Annotated in this window: 20 protein-coding genes; 9 read left to right on the forward strand and 11 right to left on the reverse strand. The window is 65.9% G+C overall.

What is annotated here, in order from left to right; genetic code table 11:
• Positions 1 to 175: 175 nt before the first annotated feature.
• Both ABZ803_RS30035 and ABZ803_RS30040 read left to right on the forward strand, forming a co-directional pair.
• Entirely contained in the window at positions 176 to 979 is an 804-nt protein-coding gene (locus ABZ803_RS30035; protein WP_083863244.1) for a GntR family transcriptional regulator, read from the forward strand.
• Between the two features lie 3 nt (positions 980 to 982).
• Entirely contained in the window at positions 983 to 1,588 is a 606-nt protein-coding gene (locus ABZ803_RS30040) for a GNAT family N-acetyltransferase (RefSeq protein WP_357044453.1), read from the forward strand.
• 19 nt (positions 1,589 to 1,607) lie between these two features.
• Here the strand turns inward: ABZ803_RS30040 and dtd are convergent, their stop codons facing one another.
• A complete protein-coding gene (dtd, locus tag ABZ803_RS30045) occupies positions 1,608 to 2,051 on the reverse strand; it encodes a D-aminoacyl-tRNA deacylase (protein ID WP_040864905.1) in 444 nt (147 codons plus the stop codon).
• A gap of 166 nt (positions 2,052 to 2,217) precedes the next feature.
• Between dtd and ABZ803_RS30050 the strand changes: the two genes are divergently transcribed.
• The 4 genes from ABZ803_RS30050 to ABZ803_RS30065 all read left to right on the forward strand — a co-directional run bounded on the left by ABZ803_RS30050 (position 2,218) and on the right by ABZ803_RS30065 (position 5,821).
• A complete protein-coding gene (locus ABZ803_RS30050) occupies positions 2,218 to 3,741 on the forward strand; it encodes a hypothetical protein (protein WP_245548823.1) in 1,524 nt (507 codons plus the stop codon).
• A 359-nt stretch (positions 3,742 to 4,100) separates the two neighbouring features.
• Entirely contained in the window at positions 4,101 to 4,559 is a 459-nt protein-coding gene (locus tag ABZ803_RS30055) for a DNA-directed RNA polymerase subunit beta (protein WP_357044456.1), read from the forward strand.
• Positions 4,556 to 4,984 (forward strand): DUF4254 domain-containing protein, encoded by a 429-nt coding sequence (locus ABZ803_RS30060; RefSeq protein WP_040864902.1) that lies wholly within the window; start codon positions 4,556 to 4,558, stop codon positions 4,982 to 4,984. Before ABZ803_RS30055 ends, ABZ803_RS30060 begins: the two co-directional genes overlap by 4 nt.
• A gap of 36 nt (positions 4,985 to 5,020) precedes the next feature.
• Complete coding sequence (locus ABZ803_RS30065) at positions 5,021 to 5,821, forward strand: class I SAM-dependent methyltransferase (RefSeq protein ID WP_357044458.1); 801 nt, start codon at positions 5,021 to 5,023, stop codon at positions 5,819 to 5,821.
• A 440-nt stretch (positions 5,822 to 6,261) separates the two neighbouring features.
• Here the strand turns inward: ABZ803_RS30065 and map are convergent, their stop codons facing one another.
• From map to rpsH, 9 genes are all read right to left on the reverse strand, one after another.
• A complete protein-coding gene (gene map, locus ABZ803_RS30070) occupies positions 6,262 to 7,059 on the reverse strand; it encodes a type I methionyl aminopeptidase (RefSeq protein WP_357044460.1) in 798 nt (265 codons plus the stop codon).
• 29 nt (positions 7,060 to 7,088) lie between these two features.
• Positions 7,089 to 7,634: an adenylate kinase gene (locus ABZ803_RS30075; RefSeq protein WP_062971841.1), complete on the reverse strand. Its 546-nt coding sequence runs from the start codon at positions 7,632 to 7,634 to the stop codon at positions 7,089 to 7,091.
• The gene (secY, locus tag ABZ803_RS30080) at positions 7,631 to 8,953 is read right to left on the reverse strand and encodes a preprotein translocase subunit SecY (protein WP_357044462.1); all 1,323 of its coding nucleotides are present in this window, start codon (positions 8,951 to 8,953) and stop codon (positions 7,631 to 7,633) included. The genes ABZ803_RS30075 and secY overlap by 4 nt, the downstream gene beginning before the upstream one ends.
• 172 nt (positions 8,954 to 9,125) lie before the next feature.
• Positions 9,126 to 9,569 carry a 50S ribosomal protein L15 gene (gene rplO, locus ABZ803_RS30085; protein ID WP_051168540.1) on the reverse strand — a complete coding sequence of 148 codons (444 nt, stop codon included), beginning with the start codon at positions 9,567 to 9,569 and terminating at the stop codon, positions 9,126 to 9,128.
• 1 nt (position 9,570) lies between these two features.
• Positions 9,571 to 9,750, reverse strand: a complete 180-nt coding sequence (gene rpmD, locus ABZ803_RS30090) for a 50S ribosomal protein L30 (protein ID WP_040864898.1) — start codon at positions 9,748 to 9,750, stop codon at positions 9,571 to 9,573.
• Positions 9,750 to 10,409: a 30S ribosomal protein S5 gene (gene rpsE / locus ABZ803_RS30095; RefSeq protein ID WP_039795557.1), complete on the reverse strand. Its 660-nt coding sequence runs from the start codon at positions 10,407 to 10,409 to the stop codon at positions 9,750 to 9,752. The genes rpmD and rpsE overlap by 1 nt, the downstream gene beginning before the upstream one ends.
• Before the next feature lie 70 nt (positions 10,410 to 10,479).
• Positions 10,480 to 10,887: a 50S ribosomal protein L18 gene (rplR, locus tag ABZ803_RS30100; RefSeq protein ID WP_051174870.1), complete on the reverse strand. Its 408-nt coding sequence runs from the start codon at positions 10,885 to 10,887 to the stop codon at positions 10,480 to 10,482.
• 2 nt (positions 10,888 to 10,889) lie between these two features.
• Complete coding sequence (rplF, locus tag ABZ803_RS30105; protein WP_062971845.1) at positions 10,890 to 11,429, reverse strand: 50S ribosomal protein L6; 540 nt, start codon at positions 11,427 to 11,429, stop codon at positions 10,890 to 10,892.
• Positions 11,430 to 11,442: 13 nt separating this feature from the next.
• A complete protein-coding gene (rpsH, locus tag ABZ803_RS30110; protein WP_039795549.1) occupies positions 11,443 to 11,841 on the reverse strand; it encodes a 30S ribosomal protein S8 in 399 nt (132 codons plus the stop codon).
• 283 nt (positions 11,842 to 12,124) lie between these two features.
• Between rpsH and ABZ803_RS30115 the strand changes: the two genes are divergently transcribed.
• Complete coding sequence (locus ABZ803_RS30115; RefSeq protein WP_357044465.1) at positions 12,125 to 12,778, forward strand: Uma2 family endonuclease; 654 nt, start codon at positions 12,125 to 12,127, stop codon at positions 12,776 to 12,778.
• 942 nt (positions 12,779 to 13,720) lie between these two features.
• Here ABZ803_RS30115 and ABZ803_RS30120 read toward each other — a convergent pair.
• Entirely contained in the window at positions 13,721 to 14,656 is a 936-nt protein-coding gene (locus ABZ803_RS30120) for an AraC family transcriptional regulator (RefSeq protein WP_357044467.1), read from the reverse strand.
• 132 nt (positions 14,657 to 14,788) lie between these two features.
• Here ABZ803_RS30120 and ABZ803_RS30125 point away from each other — a divergent pair, with 132 nt between their 5' ends.
• Together ABZ803_RS30125 and ABZ803_RS30130 are read left to right on the forward strand one after the other, a co-directional pair.
• Positions 14,789 to 15,526, forward strand: coding sequence for an NAD(P)H oxidoreductase (locus ABZ803_RS30125; RefSeq protein ID WP_357044469.1), 738 nt, complete (start codon positions 14,789 to 14,791; stop codon positions 15,524 to 15,526).
• A gap of 62 nt (positions 15,527 to 15,588) precedes the next feature.
• Positions 15,589 to 15,972: a hypothetical protein gene (locus ABZ803_RS30130; protein WP_357044471.1), complete on the forward strand. Its 384-nt coding sequence runs from the start codon at positions 15,589 to 15,591 to the stop codon at positions 15,970 to 15,972.
• The last annotated feature ends 183 nt before the right edge of the window (positions 15,973 to 16,155 follow it).

Below are 16,155 nucleotides of genomic sequence, written 5' to 3' on the forward strand. Positions count from 1 at the left end.
GGCCATTACGACCGTTGTATCCGAACCTGCCACGTTGCCTCGCCGTCATCGCCGCACAACACCGGATCAGGACTTCATTACAATAAACCTCTGAAGGCACCTGTCAAGCGTTACCCGGCCGTAGGGAGTCACGGAGAGTACACTTCGTTACCTGCATGACCAACCGAGGAGCATGATGGCGGACGGTCCGACGTATCACCGGATCGCAGACCTCCTCCGCGAGGAGATCCGCGCAGCGAAGTGGAAACCGGGTGACCGACTGCCCAGTCATTCCGAGCTTGCCGATCAAATGCAGGTCTCGATAACCACCGCCCGCAACGCGATCCAGGTGCTGGTTACCGAAAATCTGGTCTATACAGCTACTTCCCGCGGGACGATCGTTCGAAACCAAGAAGTTCTGGAATCCGTGGTCACCGACTCTATCCGTCCCGACCGGCCGCAGACACCGCACGACATCTTCGAGGAGATCGCGCGGGCCGCGGGCCGGGAACCGTCGAAGGAGTTCAGCGCGAAGATGGAGCCGGCCAGCCCCGAAGTCGCGACTTGGCTCGGTATACCGCCGGAGTCCTGGGTGCTGGCCAGGACCGTTGTCCAGTTCCTCGACCACGAACCGTGGTCGTGGGAGGTCAGCTTCTATCCCCGGGATCTGGCCGAAGCCACCGGGATCGACTCCCCGCACGACATTCCGGAGGGCACCACCCGCCGCCTCGCCGACCGGGGGCATGCCGAGACCGCGCACCGCGACACCCTCGTCGCACGGCCCGCCAGTGCGGAGGAAGCCTTGGTGCTCGGCGTCGCCACCGGCACCATCCTGCTCGACCACCTACGTATCGGCGCCACCCACGAGCGGGTCACCCGGGCCACGCGGCATCGCTCGCTGGCCACCGGCAATCGGCTCGCCTACGAACTCGGCGATGCCGAAGGCACCGCGGTCATCCGGACCACACTGGCCAATCCGCCCGGGTCCGGTTCGGCCTAGCCCATGACGATCGTGCTGCGCCAGGCGACAATAGGAGATCTCGGCACGATCTGCCGCCTGCGCGTCCAGCGCACGGCATGGCTCACCGCGCGCGGCTCCGACCAGTGGACGGTCGCCGGACGCGGCCTGCCCATCGAGATCTTCGCCCGCGCCGTCGGACGCTCGCTGGATGCCGGTGAGACCTGGATCGCCGAGATCGCGGGCGAGCCTGCGGGAACCATCACGGTCAACGACCGTGCCGATGCCGGTCTGTGGTCGCGGTGGGAACTCGACGGCGCGGTGATCGTCCATTTCATGATCGTTGACCTGCGGTTCGCGGGCCATCGTGTCGGTCACCGGATGCTCGCCCATGCCGGAATGCTCGCCCGCCACCAGCGACGCGAGTGGGTCCGGCTGGACGCCTGGACCACCAACACCGACCTGCACGACTACTACCGCTCGGCGGGTTTCCGCTTGGTGCGCATCGCGGGGCCGCTCGCGGTGGGACCTTCTCGCGCGCTGTTCGAACGGCGGGTCGACAGCTGGGACGACGAACTGCCCGTGCCGGTTTCGGCGGTAGCGCATGCGGCGCCCTCGGCGTTCCTGCGCACACCACGGCAGAACAACTGACCGAAGCGCGGGCTGTGATTCACAACTCCAGCATGACGGTGACCGGGCCGTCGTTCACCAAGTCGATGTGCATGTGCGCACCGAATCGCCCCGTAGCGACTGTTGCGCCGAGTTCGCGCAGCGCGTGCGCGAAGACGTCGACAAGAGGTTCGGCGATCGCGCCGGGAGCGGCCGCCGACCAGGACGGGCGCCTGCCCTTCTTGGTGTCCGCGTACAGCGTGAACTGGCTGACCACCAGGATCGGGGCGCGCAGATCCGCGGCCGAGCGCTCGCCGTCGAGGATGCGTAACCGCCACACCTTGTCGGCCAGGGCCCGCGCGGTCGCCTCGGTGTCGGAGTGCGTCACGCCGACCAGGGCGACCAGGCCGTGCGGGACACCGTCGGCCGCCGGGTCGATCCGGCCGACGACCTGGTCGTCGACGGTCACCCGCGCCGAACTCACGCGCTGCAATAGGGCTCGCACAACCCTCGATCATGCCTGCTGCTGCGCCGGTAGCCGCCGCATGGGTGGCGGTCCGCCGAACGACCCCGCCTGCCTGGCCGGATACAGGTGCGCGCAGGCGGCAAGCGTGACAAACTCGGTGCGCAGAAGGTTATGTTGCGCGGTTGCCGCGCGTTGGCGGAGGATCATGCTGGAAACGAGGAGCGCGATGGATCTGGACGCGATGGAGCGCCAGATCGCCGCGGATCGATATGCGGCACTCGACCGTACGGTCGAATCCGAATTGCGCTTGGCCACTTCCCTCGGCGAACTCGCCAAGGGACTGATCGCCACCAAGACCAATGGTTCGATGCGCGATCGCACGCGCGAAGCGCTGGCGCCCGCCGAGGAAGCGGTGGCGATCCGCTTGCGCCTGCTGTCCAGGGGCCAGGTGCTGACCGCCCGCCTGGCGGGTGAGTTGAACGACGCCCTGCGCTCCTTCGAGCAGGCGGCGCGGCACAGCGGCCGCAGGGAACTGGCCACCACGACGATCCGTCGCGCTTGTGACGTCTACCGTCAAGTGGCGCGCGAGCATCCCGAGGTCGCGGGCCCGTGTGCCGACGGTCTGTCGAAATGCGGCGTCTGGCTGGGCAGGCTGGACCAGGACGCCGCCGTGGCCGCGACCGAGGAGGCGGCCCGCATCCGCGCCGCCCTGGCCGCGGCGAACCCGGAACTGTCCGGCAAGTACCTGGCCAGTTTGAGCACGCTGTTGCGGACGCTCATGGTCGGCCGGTCGCGCAAGCAGGCCATCGCCATGTACCGGGAGCGGTACGCCGCCTTCACCTCGACCACCATGTCGATCCGGCTGCGCGCGTGCGGTATCCAGGACCTCGATCTCACCCCGAAATCGCACCGGGCGCTGGTGGAACTGGGCTGCCGCACGCTGGAGCAGGCCGGACGGCTCACCCAGCAGCAGGTCATGTTCAAGTCCTCCGGCGACCTGTCGACCGTCGAGGAGATCAACTGGAAGCTGGCCCTGGTCGGCCTGCGCCCGCTCGCGCCCGGTACCGAACAGGATCAGCCGGCCACGCCCGTGCAGATCGGGTCCACCTTCGGCGCGCTGAGCGTGTACTTGCCAGCACGGGACGCCATTGCCCAGGTACGCGCCGCGATCATCGCGGCCTATGCCGTCGACGACGCCTACCCCCTCGACCGAGAGAGTTACCTCGGTACGCACGAGTCGAAGTGGAAGATCCGCGAGCCCGAGCTGAACACCTCCCCCACCCTCGGCGACGACATCGTGCTGATCGATCAACCCTACGGCGGCTGGGTCACGGTCATGAGCCTGAACTGGGAACTCACCCCGGTGGCGAAAAACCCGCTGGCGCTGCGCCTCTCCCAGGACTGGCCGGTCGCGGCGATCACGGTCACCGAGAACGTGGCCTATGAGCTGTGCTGGTACGAGCACGGCGCGGCCACGCAGTACGCCGCGCTCGGCCGTCCGGCCGGGCAAGCGCCCCTCGAGAAACCGCTCGCGCCACTGAACTTCGAGACGCTGGCTCTGTACAACCCCGACCGGGCGACCGAGAGCAAGCTGCGCGCGGCCTTCGGCAACACCAAGGTGTTCGCCAACCTCACCTATCTGCCGGACTGCGGCCTGCGCCAGATCAGTGTCGACACGCCGCTGTCCGAGCACGGCGACCGCGCGCTGTTCTTCCGTACGACACCCTGAGGCGGGCTCCGGATACGCCTGTCGCGGCGCAGATTTGCGGCAAGGTAGCACATGCGTCCGCGGCAGCGGTGAACAAAATACCCAGCGCCCCATCCCCCGCATCGCCACAGGTCATTTGACCAGGTCATGCGTATGCCGAAGTGAACGGGGAGCTGCGCCATGCCCCGGCCGGTCACGACACCCGCCGGTAACCGGCACGCAAACGAATTTCTGGAGAACTAATTGAACGGAATGTTTGATCCGCTCCATGGAGTGCTCTACTGAAACAACGCTCGCACGGTGTACCGGATCACAGCATTGATGCCGCAGTACCGTCCGAGCGGCTTGGAAAAAGTCACCTGAAGCTACCCGAGGGCCCCATGGACCAACTGGCGTTGGCGGACACCCCGACCGCCCGATGCGCCTTCTATCGACACACCTGCGACCTGCCCGCCGGAGTTCATCCGGAGATCGGCCGAATCGTCTTACGTGCCGGATTCGTCGGCGCGATCACGATGCCCGCCGCATTGGGGCAGCGAGTGCGCGAGGATTTCACCCATCGACGAATCGGTCTGGGTCCGATCATCTCGCACGTCCGGTCCAAACGGTGGACCTTTCTGACCCGCCCCGATCTACCCGACGACGTCAGGCTGTTCGCCGAGCTGTTCCGCCTGAACGTCTCGATCGTGCCCAGCGGCGGTGAGATCGCCCTGCCCTCCCCCGCCGCTGCCGACTCCGACTACCGGCACTGGATCGTGGCTCCGCAGAATGGTTTCCGGCCTTCCGGCTCGTCCATCGTCGACACCGTCCGTTCCTGCACGAGAACGGCTGCACGATGACGACCGGGGCACTGCCCGCCAAACATCAAGTACTGCAAGCCTGCCGAGGCGAACTGCCGGAGAGCAATCCGCTGCTGCGCAGTGCACACGAACTCACCACATTGCACGAACGCAGGCTCGGCGCGGCACAAGATTCGCTCGACGAGATAGACGCGTTGCGCGCGAGCTTGATTCGGGACATAGATCGCTGGATCACGGTGCAGTTGCCGCCCGCCCACGGCGCGGCACACGTGCACACCGAGACTGTCGGCGCCGTGATCGACCGCCTGGCCCAGTTCACCGCGAACGCCTATGCGGCCCTGGCCAGCGCCTCCGAATGGGATCTGTGGGACGCCTGGCAGCGCCTGGCCGAGCTGGCCGTCGGATACGACGACCTGGCCGCCGAGGTCTGCGCGGGCGTGCGCAGACTCCCTGGCGCATCGTAGGTTCCGCCGCGGCTCCCCATCCGTAAGCTGGGACGGATGGGGAGCCCGGACGACCATGCCGATGAGGCGCTCGCCCTGCACAACAGGAGGGCGGGTTCCTTCGGCGCTCGTGCCGCGGCCTACGCGCAGCACCGGCCCGACTATCCGGCCGGGGCCATCCGCTGGGCTCTGGCTCGCGTCGCCGATCGGAGACCACCGGTTGTCCTCGATCTCGGCGCGGGCACCGGCAAACTGACCCGCGGTCTTCTCGCCATCGGTGCGTCGGTGATCGCGGTGGAACCCGACACCCACATGCTCGCCGAACTGATCCGCCGGTTCCCGGACGTCACCGCACACACCGGTACGGCCGAAGCCATCCCGCTCCCGGATGATTCGGTGGACGCGATCATCGCCGGGCAGGCGTTCCACTGGTTCGACTTGGACCGCGCCTACCCGGAATTCCTCCGGGTGCTGCGGCCGGGCGGCGTTCTCGCGGCCCTGTGGAACACCGCCGACGACTCGGTGAAGTGGGTCGCCGGGCTGAAAGAGGTCGACCGGTCGAGCGTGTCGGCGGCCCAGCCACCGAGCGGACAAATCGTTCTGCCCGCGCACCCGCTGTTCGATGAGCACGAGTTCGAACGCTCGACGTTCCCGCATCGGCATCGGCGCACGGCCGAGTCGCTGACGGCGACGATCGGCACGCAATCGCACACATTGGTGATCCCGCCCGAGGAACGGGCCGAATTGCTCGACCGCATCATGGACTATCTGCGCGGGCAGCCGGAGACAGCAGAGGGCGAATTCGACCTGCCTATCGTCACTTCGGTGCTGCGAACCACCCTGCGCACCGCGGACTGAACGGCTACTTACGCAGACGAAACGCCCAGGCCACAACGCTGCCGTCACCGATGCGGAGACGACAAACCGGCCCGATCGCATCGAACTGCGGCGCGCGCCAAGCCAATTCGAGTAGCGGCCTACTCACGTCCGCGCCACCCGCCCGGCCATACGCTGACGGCATCGTTCAGAACAGTATCGAACCAAGGAGAAAGTAACCGTTCCACCCCGCACGGGCACCAACCAGGGCCCACCGCTTCGGCTCAACGCGCAGGACGCGGGTGCAAGGAACGACGTCACCGATCCAGCGAAAGCTGGGTATCGCCCGATGGGCGTGTCGGCGCAAGGTGTCGGCACGCGGCGACGCGGCGAGATCGACCAGGAAGCCTGGCGTCGGTGCGGCTCGTTTCCTCGCCGCGCAGTGTTACCGAACCGGGCCGCCCGAGGCCGCCCACCGTGCGCTACTCCGGACGCAGCGTCAGGATCCGGGGTCCGTCTTCCGTGACGGCGACAGTGTGCTCCCAATGTGCCGCACGACTGCCGTCCACGGTGACCACGGTCCAGTCGTCGTCGAGCACCTTCGTCTGGGTGGTGCCGAGCGTGAGCATCGGCTCGATTGCGAGCACCGAGCCCACCACGAGCTTCGGGCCCTTGCCCGGCTCGCCTTCGTTGGCGAGGAACGGGTCGAGGTGCATCTCGCGGCCGATGGCGTGCCCACCGTAGCCGTCGACGATGCCGTAGGCGCGCCCGTGCTCCTTCTCGGCCGCCCGGGTGCCCAGCTCGATCGCGTGCGAAACGTCGGTCAGCCGGTTACCGGGCAGCATCGCCGCGATTCCCGCTTCCATCGACGACTTGGTCGCCTCGCTGAGCAGGCGGTCGGCCTCGATGATCGTGCCCACACCGAAGGTCCAGGCCGAATCGCCGTGCCAGCCGTCGAGAATCGCCCCGCAGTCGATGGAGACCAGGTCGCCTTCGGTGAGGATCTCCTCCGCCGTCGGGATCCCGTGCACCACGCGATCGTTGACCGACGCGCAGATCGACGCGGGGAAGCCGTGATAGCCCTTGAACGACGGCACCGCGCCCGCGTCCCGGATCACCTGCTCGGCGACCTCGTCCAGTTCCAGGGTGGACACCCCGGGCTTGGCGGCCGCGCGCACGGCGACCAGGGCGCGGCCGACGATCGCGCCGGCCGCCGCCATGGCATCCAGTTCGCCTGCCGTCCGGAACGGCACGACCTTCTTCTTGCGGTTGAAGACCATCCCGCCTCAGCGCTCCATCGTGAGCCGACTCAGTGGCCCAGCGCGCGAAGTGCCCGCGCGTTGACGTCATCGACCTCGCCGACGCCGTCCACCGAGACGACCAGGCCGTCGTAGTGCTCCAGCAGCGGTTCGGTCTCCTCGCGGTACACCCGCAGGCGGTTGCGGATCACACCCTCGTTGTCATCGGTGCGGCCACGGGCGAGCATCCGCTCGACCACGGTGTCCTCCGGCACGACGAAGCGCAGCACCGCGTCGAGCTTGGTGTTCATGTTCTTCAGGATCTTCTCCAGCGCGTCGGCCTGATCCACCGTGCGCGGGTATCCGTCGAGTACGAACCCGTTGGCGGCATCGGGCTCGTTGACCCGCGCCTCCACCATGCGGTTGGTCACATCGCTGGGCACCAGGTCGCCCGCGTCCATGTACTTCTGCGCCTCGCGGCCCAACGGGGTCTGCTGGCTGATATTCGCGCGGAACAGGTCCCCGGTGGAGATGTGCGGAACGCCCAGCTTCTCCGACAGCAGGACAGCCTGGGTGCCTTTACCGGCGCCCGGCGGACCGAGCAGTACAACTCTCACTTGAGGAACCCTTCGTAATTTCGATTCATCAGCTGGCTCTCGATCTGCTTCACGGTGTCCAAACCGACGCTCACCATGATCAGCACCGCGGTACCGCCGAACGGAAGGTTCTGGGTACCACCGGAGGCGCCGATGTCGAGGAACAGGTTCGGCAGCACAGCGACCAGACCGAGATAGATCGAGCCGGGGAGGGTGATACGGCTCAGGACGAAGTTGAGGTAGTCGGCGGTCGGCTTGCCGGGCCGGTAGCCCGGGATGAAGCCGCCGAACTTCTTCATCTCGTCGGCGCGCTCCTCCGGGTTGAAGGTGATCGCGACGTAGAAGTAGGTGAAGAACACGATCAGACTGAAGTAGATCGCGATGTACACCGGGTTGCCCGGGTTCACCAGGTATTTCTGGATGATCTCCTGCCACCAGCTCGGGTTCTGGTTGTTCTGCGACCCCGTCAGCTGCGCCACCAGGTTCGGCAGATACAGCAGTGACGAGGCGAAGATGACCGGGATGACGCCCGCCTGGTTCACCTTCAGCGGCAGGTAGGTCGAGGAGCCGCCGTACATCTTGCGGCCGACCACACGCTTGGCGTACTGCACCGGGATGCGGCGCTGGCCCTGCTCGACGAAGATCACCGCGGCGATGATCGCCAGCGCGGCGACACACACCAGACCGAACACCAGGCCGCCCCGACTGTCCAGGATCGCCTTGCCCTCGCTCGGGATACGGGCGGCAATACCGGCGAAGATCAGCAGGGACATGCCGTTGCCGATGCCGCGCTCGGTGATCTGCTCGCCGAACCACATCACCAGAGCCGCACCCGCGGTCATCACGAGCACGATGATGATCATGCCGAAGATGCTGGTGTCGGCCAGGATGTCCTTCTCGCAGCCCTGCAGCAGCTGGCGGCGGGCCGCCAGCGCGACCAGACCGGTGGCCTGCAGGATCGCCAAGGCGATCGACAGATATCGGGTGTACTGCGTCATCTTCGTCTGGCCGGCTTGGCCTTCTTTGCGCAGTTCCTCGAACCGCGGGATGACGACGGTGAGCAGCTGGATGATGATGCTCGCGGTGATGTAGGGCATGATGCCGATCGCGAAGACCGACAGCTGCAGCAGCGCACCACCGGAGAACAGGTTGATCAGCTGGTAGATGCCGCCCGATTCACCACCGGAGACCAGGTCGATACACTCCTGGACAGCCTTGTAGTCGACGCCGGGGGACGGCAGCGAGGCACCCAGCCGGTACAACGCGATCAACCCCAGCGTGAAGAGAATCTTCCGCCGTAAGTCCGGAGTCCGGAAGGCCGATACGAAGGCGGAAAGCACTGATCCTCCTGGCGAACGACATGGTCATGACATGGATGTTCAGCGATGTCCCTGCTCGACACAGAAGGGACGCCGAAAACCACGACGAGGCTTGGCAGACAACAATTGAACTCTAACAGTGGCACCGGACGAGCCGTTCACTCGTCCGGTGCCGCTGTCATGCAGAGTACCGTCAGCCCAGCTCGGTGACGGTGCCACCGGCGGCGGTGATCTTCTCTTTCGCCGAGCCGGTGACCTTGTCCACGGTCACCTGGACCGCGACGCCGATCTCACCATCGCCGAGGACCTTGACCAGCTGGTTCTTGCGAACCGCGCCGGCCGCCACGAGCTCGGCCTTGCCGACCTCGCCGCCCTCGGGGAACAGCTTCGCGATGGCGCCGACGTTCACGACCTGGTATTCCGTGCGGAACGGGTTCGTGAAGCCCTTGAGCTTGGGCAGCCGCATGTGCAGCGGCATCTGCCCGCCCTCGAAGGCGGCCGGGACATTCTTGCGTGCCTTGGTGCCCTTGGTACCACGGCCCGCGGTCTTGCCCTTGGAGCCCTCACCACGACCAACACGGATCTTCTCGGTCTTGGCGCCGGGAGCCGGACGCAGGTGGTGCAACTTGATGGTCATGTCAGACCTCCTCAACGGTCACGAGGTGGCGCACGACGTTGATCAGCCCGCGGTTCTGGGCATTGTCCTCGCGGACCACGGTCTTGCGGATACCGCGCAGACCGAGGGTCCGAAGGCTGTCCCGCTGATTCTGCTTGGCGCCGATCGAACTCTTGATCTGGGTCACCTTGAGATCTGCCATTACTTGACACCTCCGGCAGCCTGAGCGCGCGCACGCAGCATGCCGGCAGGGGCGACGTCCTCGAGCGGCAGGCCACGGCGAGCCGCGACCTCTTCGGGACGCTGCAGCTGCTTGAGGGCAGTGACAGTCGCGTGCACGACGTTGATGGCGTTGTCGCTACCGAGCGACTTCGCCAGAATGTCGTGGATACCGGCGCATTCCAGCACGGCACGAGCCGCGCCACCGGCGATCACACCGGTACCCGGCGAGGCCGGACGCAGCATGACCACACCGGCGGCCGCCTCACCCTGAACCGGGTGCGTGATGGTGGAGCCGATCATCGGGACGCGGAAGAAGTTCTTACGAGCCTCTTCGACACCCTTCTGGATGGCCGCGGGAACTTCCTTGGCCTTGCCGTAGCCGACGCCGACCAGACCGTTGCCGTCACCGACGATCACCAGGGCGGTGAAGCTGAAGCGCCGACCACCCTTCACGACCTTGGAGACGCGGTTGATCGCGACGACCCGCTCGAGCTGGTTCTTCTCGGCGGCGTTGTCGCGACGGTCGCCGCCGCCCCGACGGTCGCCACCACCGCGACGGTCGCCGCGGCCGCCCTCGGGGGCGCTGCCATTCTGTCCGGCGGGTCCGCTTCCGCCGTCACGCCTCTGACGTCCCGGCATCAGACGTTCCTTCCGTTCTTGATCAGCTGAACGCTCAGCTGTGTTTCCTGGATGCTCCGCAGGCTACGCATCAGAATTTCAACCCACCTTCGCGAGCGGCATCGGCCAGTGCGGCGATCCGGCCGTGGTAGTCGTGGCCACCACGGTCGAACACGACGGCCTCGACACCGGCGGCCTTGGCGCGCTCGGCCAGCAGGGCGCCGACCTTCTTGCTCTTGGCCGACTTGTCGCCGTCCAGCGCCCGCACGTCGGCTTCGATGGTCGAGGCGGCGGCGATGGTCTTGCCCGCCGAGTCGTCCACCAGCTGCGCGTGCAGGTGCCGCGAGGAGCGGTTGACCACCAGGCGCGGACGCTCGGTGGTTCCTTCCACCTTCTTGCGCAGACGGAAGTGACGGCGCGTCTTCGACAGACGGCGCTGGGTCGACACGTCCTTGCCCAGGGGGATGCGCTTGGCCTTCTGGTTTTCGGTTTGCGCCATGATCACTTACCCGTCTTTCCGACCTTGCGGCGAACGACCTCGCCGGCGTAGCGGATGCCCTTGCCCTTGTACGGGTCGGGCTTGCGCAGGCCGTGGATGACCGCCGAAATCTGGCCGACCTTCTGCTTGTCGATTCCGGACACGGAGAACTTGGTGGGCGACTCCACCGCGAACGTGATGCCCTCGGGCGCCTCGATCGGCACCGGGTGGCTGTAGCCGAGGGCGAACTCGAGGTTCTGGCCCTTCAGCGCGACGCGGTAACCGACGCCGAAGATTTCCATCTTCTTCTCGTAGCCCTGGGTCACGCCGACAACCATGTTCGACACGAGGGTGCGGGTCAGGCCGTGCAGTGCGCGGCTGCGGCGCTCGTCGTCCGGACGGGCGACCTCGAGCTGGCCGTCCTCGCCCTTGGCGACGGTGATCGGCTCGGCGACGGTGAGCGACAGGGTGCCCTTGGGCCCCTTCACCGAGATGTCCTGGCCGTCGATGGTCACATCCACACCGGCCGGAAGGGCGATGGGCTTCTTACCAATACGCGACATAGTCCCTGCTCCCTTACCAGACGTAAGCGAGGACTTCGCCGCCCACGCCCTGCTTGGCCGCCTGCTTGTCGGTCAGCAGGCCGGAGGACGTGGAGATGATCGCCACGCCGAGGCCGCCGAGCACCTTGGGCAGATTGGTGGATTTCGCGTACACGCGCAGACCGGGCTTGGAGACACGGCGCACGCCCGCGAGGCTGCGCTCGCGGCTCGGGCCGTACTTGAGGTCGACGATGAGCGTCTTGCCCACCTGCGCGTCCTCGGTCCGGTAGTCGGCGATGTAGCCCTCGCGCTTGAGGATCTCGGCGATGTTCGCCTTGAGCTTCGAGTGCGGAGCCTTCACCTGATCGTGGTACGCCGAGTTGGCGTTGCGCAGACGTGTCAGGAAGTCTGCGATCGGATCAGTCATGGTCATGGTTCGACCTAGACACCTTTCTCGCCGCGGTTCCCATACAACGCTGACATGCACATCGGCATGCCCAGCGGTGGGCCTACGACAATTCGGATGGTCCGGCCGACACTTGCCGACCGGAGGAGGTTCGATCGCCCGAGCGCACGCATGCGGACATGGAGGTGCCCAGGCAACCGCTCTAGTGTAGGCAAGGGGTTCACCGGGGCAAAATCCGGGTCTGTGAGCACGGCGTTTCATCCGGTTTGTGACCAGCGGAAATGAGCTGCCGCCGGGCTACCATGAGGCTATGCCGAGCCCAGGCGTCGAACGACCCGACCTCCCGGAGTTCATGACCTGGGAGGAGCTCGAGCAGTTACCCGAGAAGATCGCCGGGCAGATCGAACTGCGCAACGGGCGCGTCGTCTGGCGCCAGCGGAGACCTGCCGAACATCAAGCGTTCACCTTCGCGCTGACCAGCGCACTCAAGCGCTGCGCCCGCGACGGCATGGCCGAGCATCCACAGAGCTGGTGGCGCGTGGATTTCGAGACCAACATCTTCTTCGGCACGACCGGCAAGTCGGATTTCGCCACCCCCGACGTCCTCGTCTACCGCCGCCTCGACGCCCCCTACCAGGACATCCGCGCCGAAGACGTGCTTCTGGCAGGCCGAATCCATTCGCCGTGGAGCACCGCCACCGATCCTTACGACGAGCAGAGGCGCTACGCCGATGCGGGCGTTCCCTGGTATTGGGACGTGACGCTCGCGCGCGAGAAGAGCACCATCGCGCAGGTCCGCGCATACGCCCTGGAAACCACCCCCGGCAAGCTTTCACCCGGCGTACACCCGCTGTATCCGACGAACTACCTGCTGATCGGCGAGTGGGCACCGAACGATTCCGACGCGATCACCATCGACTTCCCGTTCCCGATCCACATCCCGTGGTCGGAGTTGGAGTTCTGACCGTCCCACGCGGTTTCTTCCGGGCTTGAAAAGAGTAGCGAGCGTCAGATTCGATGCAATCGAGCCCCACACCACGTATTGACGCATTGGAAATATAATTGGTTCCATCAATTATTGTGATTCAGCTCATAGCGCAATCCGGCAATGTCCGACCTCTCTATCTACGATGATCTATGACCTCCTTTCTCGATTTCGGCGTCGGCCATTGCGTCTCGATGTCTTCCCACTTCTTCGAAGTAGTGCGTCATCGAATACGGCAAAGGCAGCTGCAGATCCCATACTGTTGCGACAGAGGCGACATCATGTACTCTGAGATCGCGGCAGATCGGCCGTGTAGAGGTAAGGGGAGGAAATGATTTCGAAGCTGATCGGTGGCACAGCTCTTGCGCTTGGCTTGACTTTCGGAGCTGCGGGCACTGCATCCGCCGACATAGAGACATGGCTTGCCATCTATGTCGATGGGCGATCACATCAGTTCGATTCCAAAGGTGCGTGCGATAGTTTCGGCAGAGCCAATGTGGGCAAATTCTCCGGGGAGTTCAGGGAATGGAGCTGCAACTATCTCCCATACTTTAACAAGTGGGAACTGCAGGGGCACAGGCGCTAAGCCTTAGATGATTCGCTGTTTTACCGAAGACGCCACCTCCGTAGTCCGTCGACGGAGGTGGCGTTCTATTATAGACAACCGCGTCCAGCATGGCGTTGAGCCCATATCAGTGGCCGCACATCCAACTAGTCGGCCACAAGAAGTGCACACGTGCCGGAACCACGATCTCGGCGAGACAGGCCTCCGCCATCCGGATTGCCGACCCACCGCCGCTGCGCAAACTTAGCCATGAGGCCTCCTTATTTAAGGTTAACAGATAACCTTAAATAAGGCTCCGCTCGGTTACTGCGGATCGAGAACGCGCTGGAGTCGATCTCCGAGCGGTGCGACCCGGTTTACGCTCCGAGACCGGTGGCGGCGCGGAAATCAGTGGGGCGGATACCTCGGAGGCGCTTGAACGCCGCGCTGAAACCGAAAGCGTCCGCATAACCGACGGCCTTCGCCACCTGCGCCATCGTGAGACTCCGGTCGGCCAGCAGTTCCTCGGCCTCGTCCATCCGGCATTCGGTGAGGTACGCCAGGGGCGATTGGCCCATGACCTCGGAGAACCGCCGTGCGAACAGCGCACGGGATACCCCCGCCTCGGCGGCCAGCGACGCGACCGTCCAACCGGCGGACGGCTTTCCGTGCATGGCCTCCAACGCCGGCCCGACCACCGGATCGGCCGGCCCGCGGTACCACCCCGGCGCGTCGGCGTCCAGTTCCTCGAACCAGTCGCGCAGCGTACAGACCAGCGCCCAGTCGAGTAGCCGGTCCATCATCGCCTGCGCGCCGGCCGGACGCCGGGACGCATCCACGGCGATCGACTCCATCCACGCGCACACTTCCACATCGTCGGCCACCACCAGGACGGGCGGTAGAGCACGCAGCAGACGTTCGTGGCGTCGGCCGGACGCCCGATACGCGCCGACGATCAGCGCGGTCGCACTGGCGGGGTCGTTCTCCCAGCGATCGCGATCGAGCGCGGGATCGCATTTCGCGTCCGGCGCGAAGCAGGCGACCTCGTATTCCTCGTGCGGCAGGCCGACAGTATCGGCGTGGTCGACGAGAACGAACGGTTGCGGGCCGCGCACGATCGCGGTGTCCCCCATAGTGATCCGACGTTCGAGACCGCCCGGCAGCAGCAGTGTCCCCGCACCGCGCAGCACGGTGACCATGATCAACGGCGCCTCGTCGGCGAATCGAATGCTCCACGGTGCTTCCAAGACCGCGGTGGTGAGCACAGCTCCCTCGGCGCGTATACCGCCCAGCAGTTTGCTCAGAGGATCCACACCATCGAGAGTAGACGAACTCCTATCAGATGTAGATCTTCGCCCATAGATCGTCCACTGGTCAGGGTATGGAATGAAATCCGGACCGAACAACCGATCGTCCGGAACTCCGGACCCACAGTGGAGGCCACCTTGCCGCACAACCCGACCGTGGACACCGCGATCACCCGCACCGCGCTGGTCGTCGTCGCCCATCCCCGGCCCGATTCGCTGACCGCCCATATCGCCGAACTGGCCATCCGGCGGCTCACCGCGGCCGGCTACCTGATCGACCTGCTGGACCTGCACGCCGAGAACTTCGATCCCCGGATGACCGCCGCCGACCTCCCGGAATGGGGCAACCGGGAGAAGGCCTACTCCCCCGAAGTCGAGAGCCATATGCGGCGCATCCTCGACGCCGACGTGATCGTCGCGGTGTTCCCGGTCTACTGGATGCAGGTCCCGGCGATTCTGAAGGGCTGGATCGATCGGGTGTGGAACTACGGATTCGCCTACGGCCGCAGCAAACCCCGGCTCGCGGGCAAGCGGATGCTGTGGCTGGGCCTGGCGGGCGTGGCAGACGACGACGCGCTCGTCGGGGCTATGCGGGATGCGCTCAGCGCGCAACTCGACGACGGAATCGCCTACTACTGCGGTCTCACGCGGTCATCGGTGGGCTTGTTGCCCGGCGCGGAGGAAAAGCGGCAGCGCCTGGATGCCGCGGGCAACCTGCTGCTCGACGAAGCCCTCACCGGCGCGGCGCGCGAAGCCCACTACGCGGACTTGGAGAACCGGGCGCTGAACTTCGTCGACGGTTTCGGCCTGAACAGATCTCGACGTCGGGCACGTCCGCGGACATCGGCTACCACGCCACGGTCACGCCGGACCTGAGCACGGTCTCCGCGACGCTGGATGCCGGCACGTTCCAGCTCGGTGAGACCTCGATCAAGGTCGTGAACAAGGCCGGCGCGGCGGTCACCGAACTTCCGCGCACGCTGGCCACGCCGTCCGGCACCACCATCGCCCTGGATGCCGAGGTGTCCGAAGACGGCCGCACGCTGTCGGTGACGACGCCCGAAGTCTCGGCGGCGACGGGTGCGGAGCTGAAGGACATCGCGACCAATCCGGGCGCGCAGTACCCGGATCCGGTGATGAACGGCGCGGGCGTCGGTGCGGTCGCCGCCCTCATCACCTGCATTCCAACCCTGGCGATCTTCGTCGTCGGTTACGCGCTGTGCGCCGTGGTCGGCGTGGTGACCACCGCGATCCTGGGTGCCGTGATCGGCGCGATCGTGGGTACGGTCGCGCCCGATGTCATTCCGCAGGTGCTGCCCTGACGGTCAGCGATTGACCTGCTGAGCTGACGTCGGAAAGGGCGCTGCGGCGGAGACGATCCGCCGCAGCGCCCTTCGTGGTATCAACCCGATCACCCGCTGCGCCAGTCCACACTTCCTGGCCTGCCACGCCGTGGATTCCACCTGCCGGGGCATCCCAGCAGGGTCTTGGCACATCTCGCTCCC

It is taken from the genome of Nocardia sp. NPDC047648 (assembly GCF_040642815.1).
In the GTDB taxonomy this organism is placed as follows: domain Bacteria; phylum Actinomycetota; class Actinomycetes; order Mycobacteriales; family Mycobacteriaceae; genus Nocardia; species Nocardia gamkensis.

Coding starts and splice junctions, on each gene's coding strand:
- ABZ803_RS30035 (WP_083863244.1), top strand. CDS start 176: ATGGCGGACGGTCCGACGTATCACCGGATCGCAGACCTCCTCCGCGAG.
- ABZ803_RS30040 (WP_357044453.1), top strand. CDS start 983: ATGACGATCGTGCTGCGCCAGGCGACAATAGGAGATCTCGGCACGATC.
- ABZ803_RS30050 (WP_245548823.1), top strand. CDS start 2,218: ATGCTGGAAACGAGGAGCGCGATGGATCTGGACGCGATGGAGCGCCAG.
- ABZ803_RS30055 (WP_357044456.1), top strand. CDS start 4,101: ATGGACCAACTGGCGTTGGCGGACACCCCGACCGCCCGATGCGCCTTC.
- ABZ803_RS30060 (WP_040864902.1), top strand. CDS start 4,556: ATGACGACCGGGGCACTGCCCGCCAAACATCAAGTACTGCAAGCCTGC.
- ABZ803_RS30065 (WP_357044458.1), top strand. CDS start 5,021: ATGGGGAGCCCGGACGACCATGCCGATGAGGCGCTCGCCCTGCACAAC.
- map (WP_357044460.1), bottom strand. CDS start 7,059: ATGGTCTTCAACCGCAAGAAGAAGGTCGTGCCGTTCCGGACGGCAGGC.
- rplO (WP_051168540.1), bottom strand. CDS start 9,569: ATGACCATCAAGTTGCACCACCTGCGTCCGGCTCCCGGCGCCAAGACC.
- rpmD (WP_040864898.1), bottom strand. CDS start 9,750: ATGGCAGATCTCAAGGTGACCCAGATCAAGAGTTCGATCGGCGCCAAG.
- rpsE (WP_039795557.1), bottom strand. CDS start 10,409: ATGCCGGGACGTCAGAGGCGTGACGGCGGAAGCGGACCCGCCGGACAG.
- rplR (WP_051174870.1), bottom strand. CDS start 10,887: ATGGCGCAAACCGAAAACCAGAAGGCCAAGCGCATCCCCCTGGGCAAG.
- rplF (WP_062971845.1), bottom strand. CDS start 11,429: ATGTCGCGTATTGGTAAGAAGCCCATCGCCCTTCCGGCCGGTGTGGAT.
- rpsH (WP_039795549.1), bottom strand. CDS start 11,841: ATGACCATGACTGATCCGATCGCAGACTTCCTGACACGTCTGCGCAAC.
- ABZ803_RS30115 (WP_357044465.1), top strand. CDS start 12,125: ATGCCGAGCCCAGGCGTCGAACGACCCGACCTCCCGGAGTTCATGACC.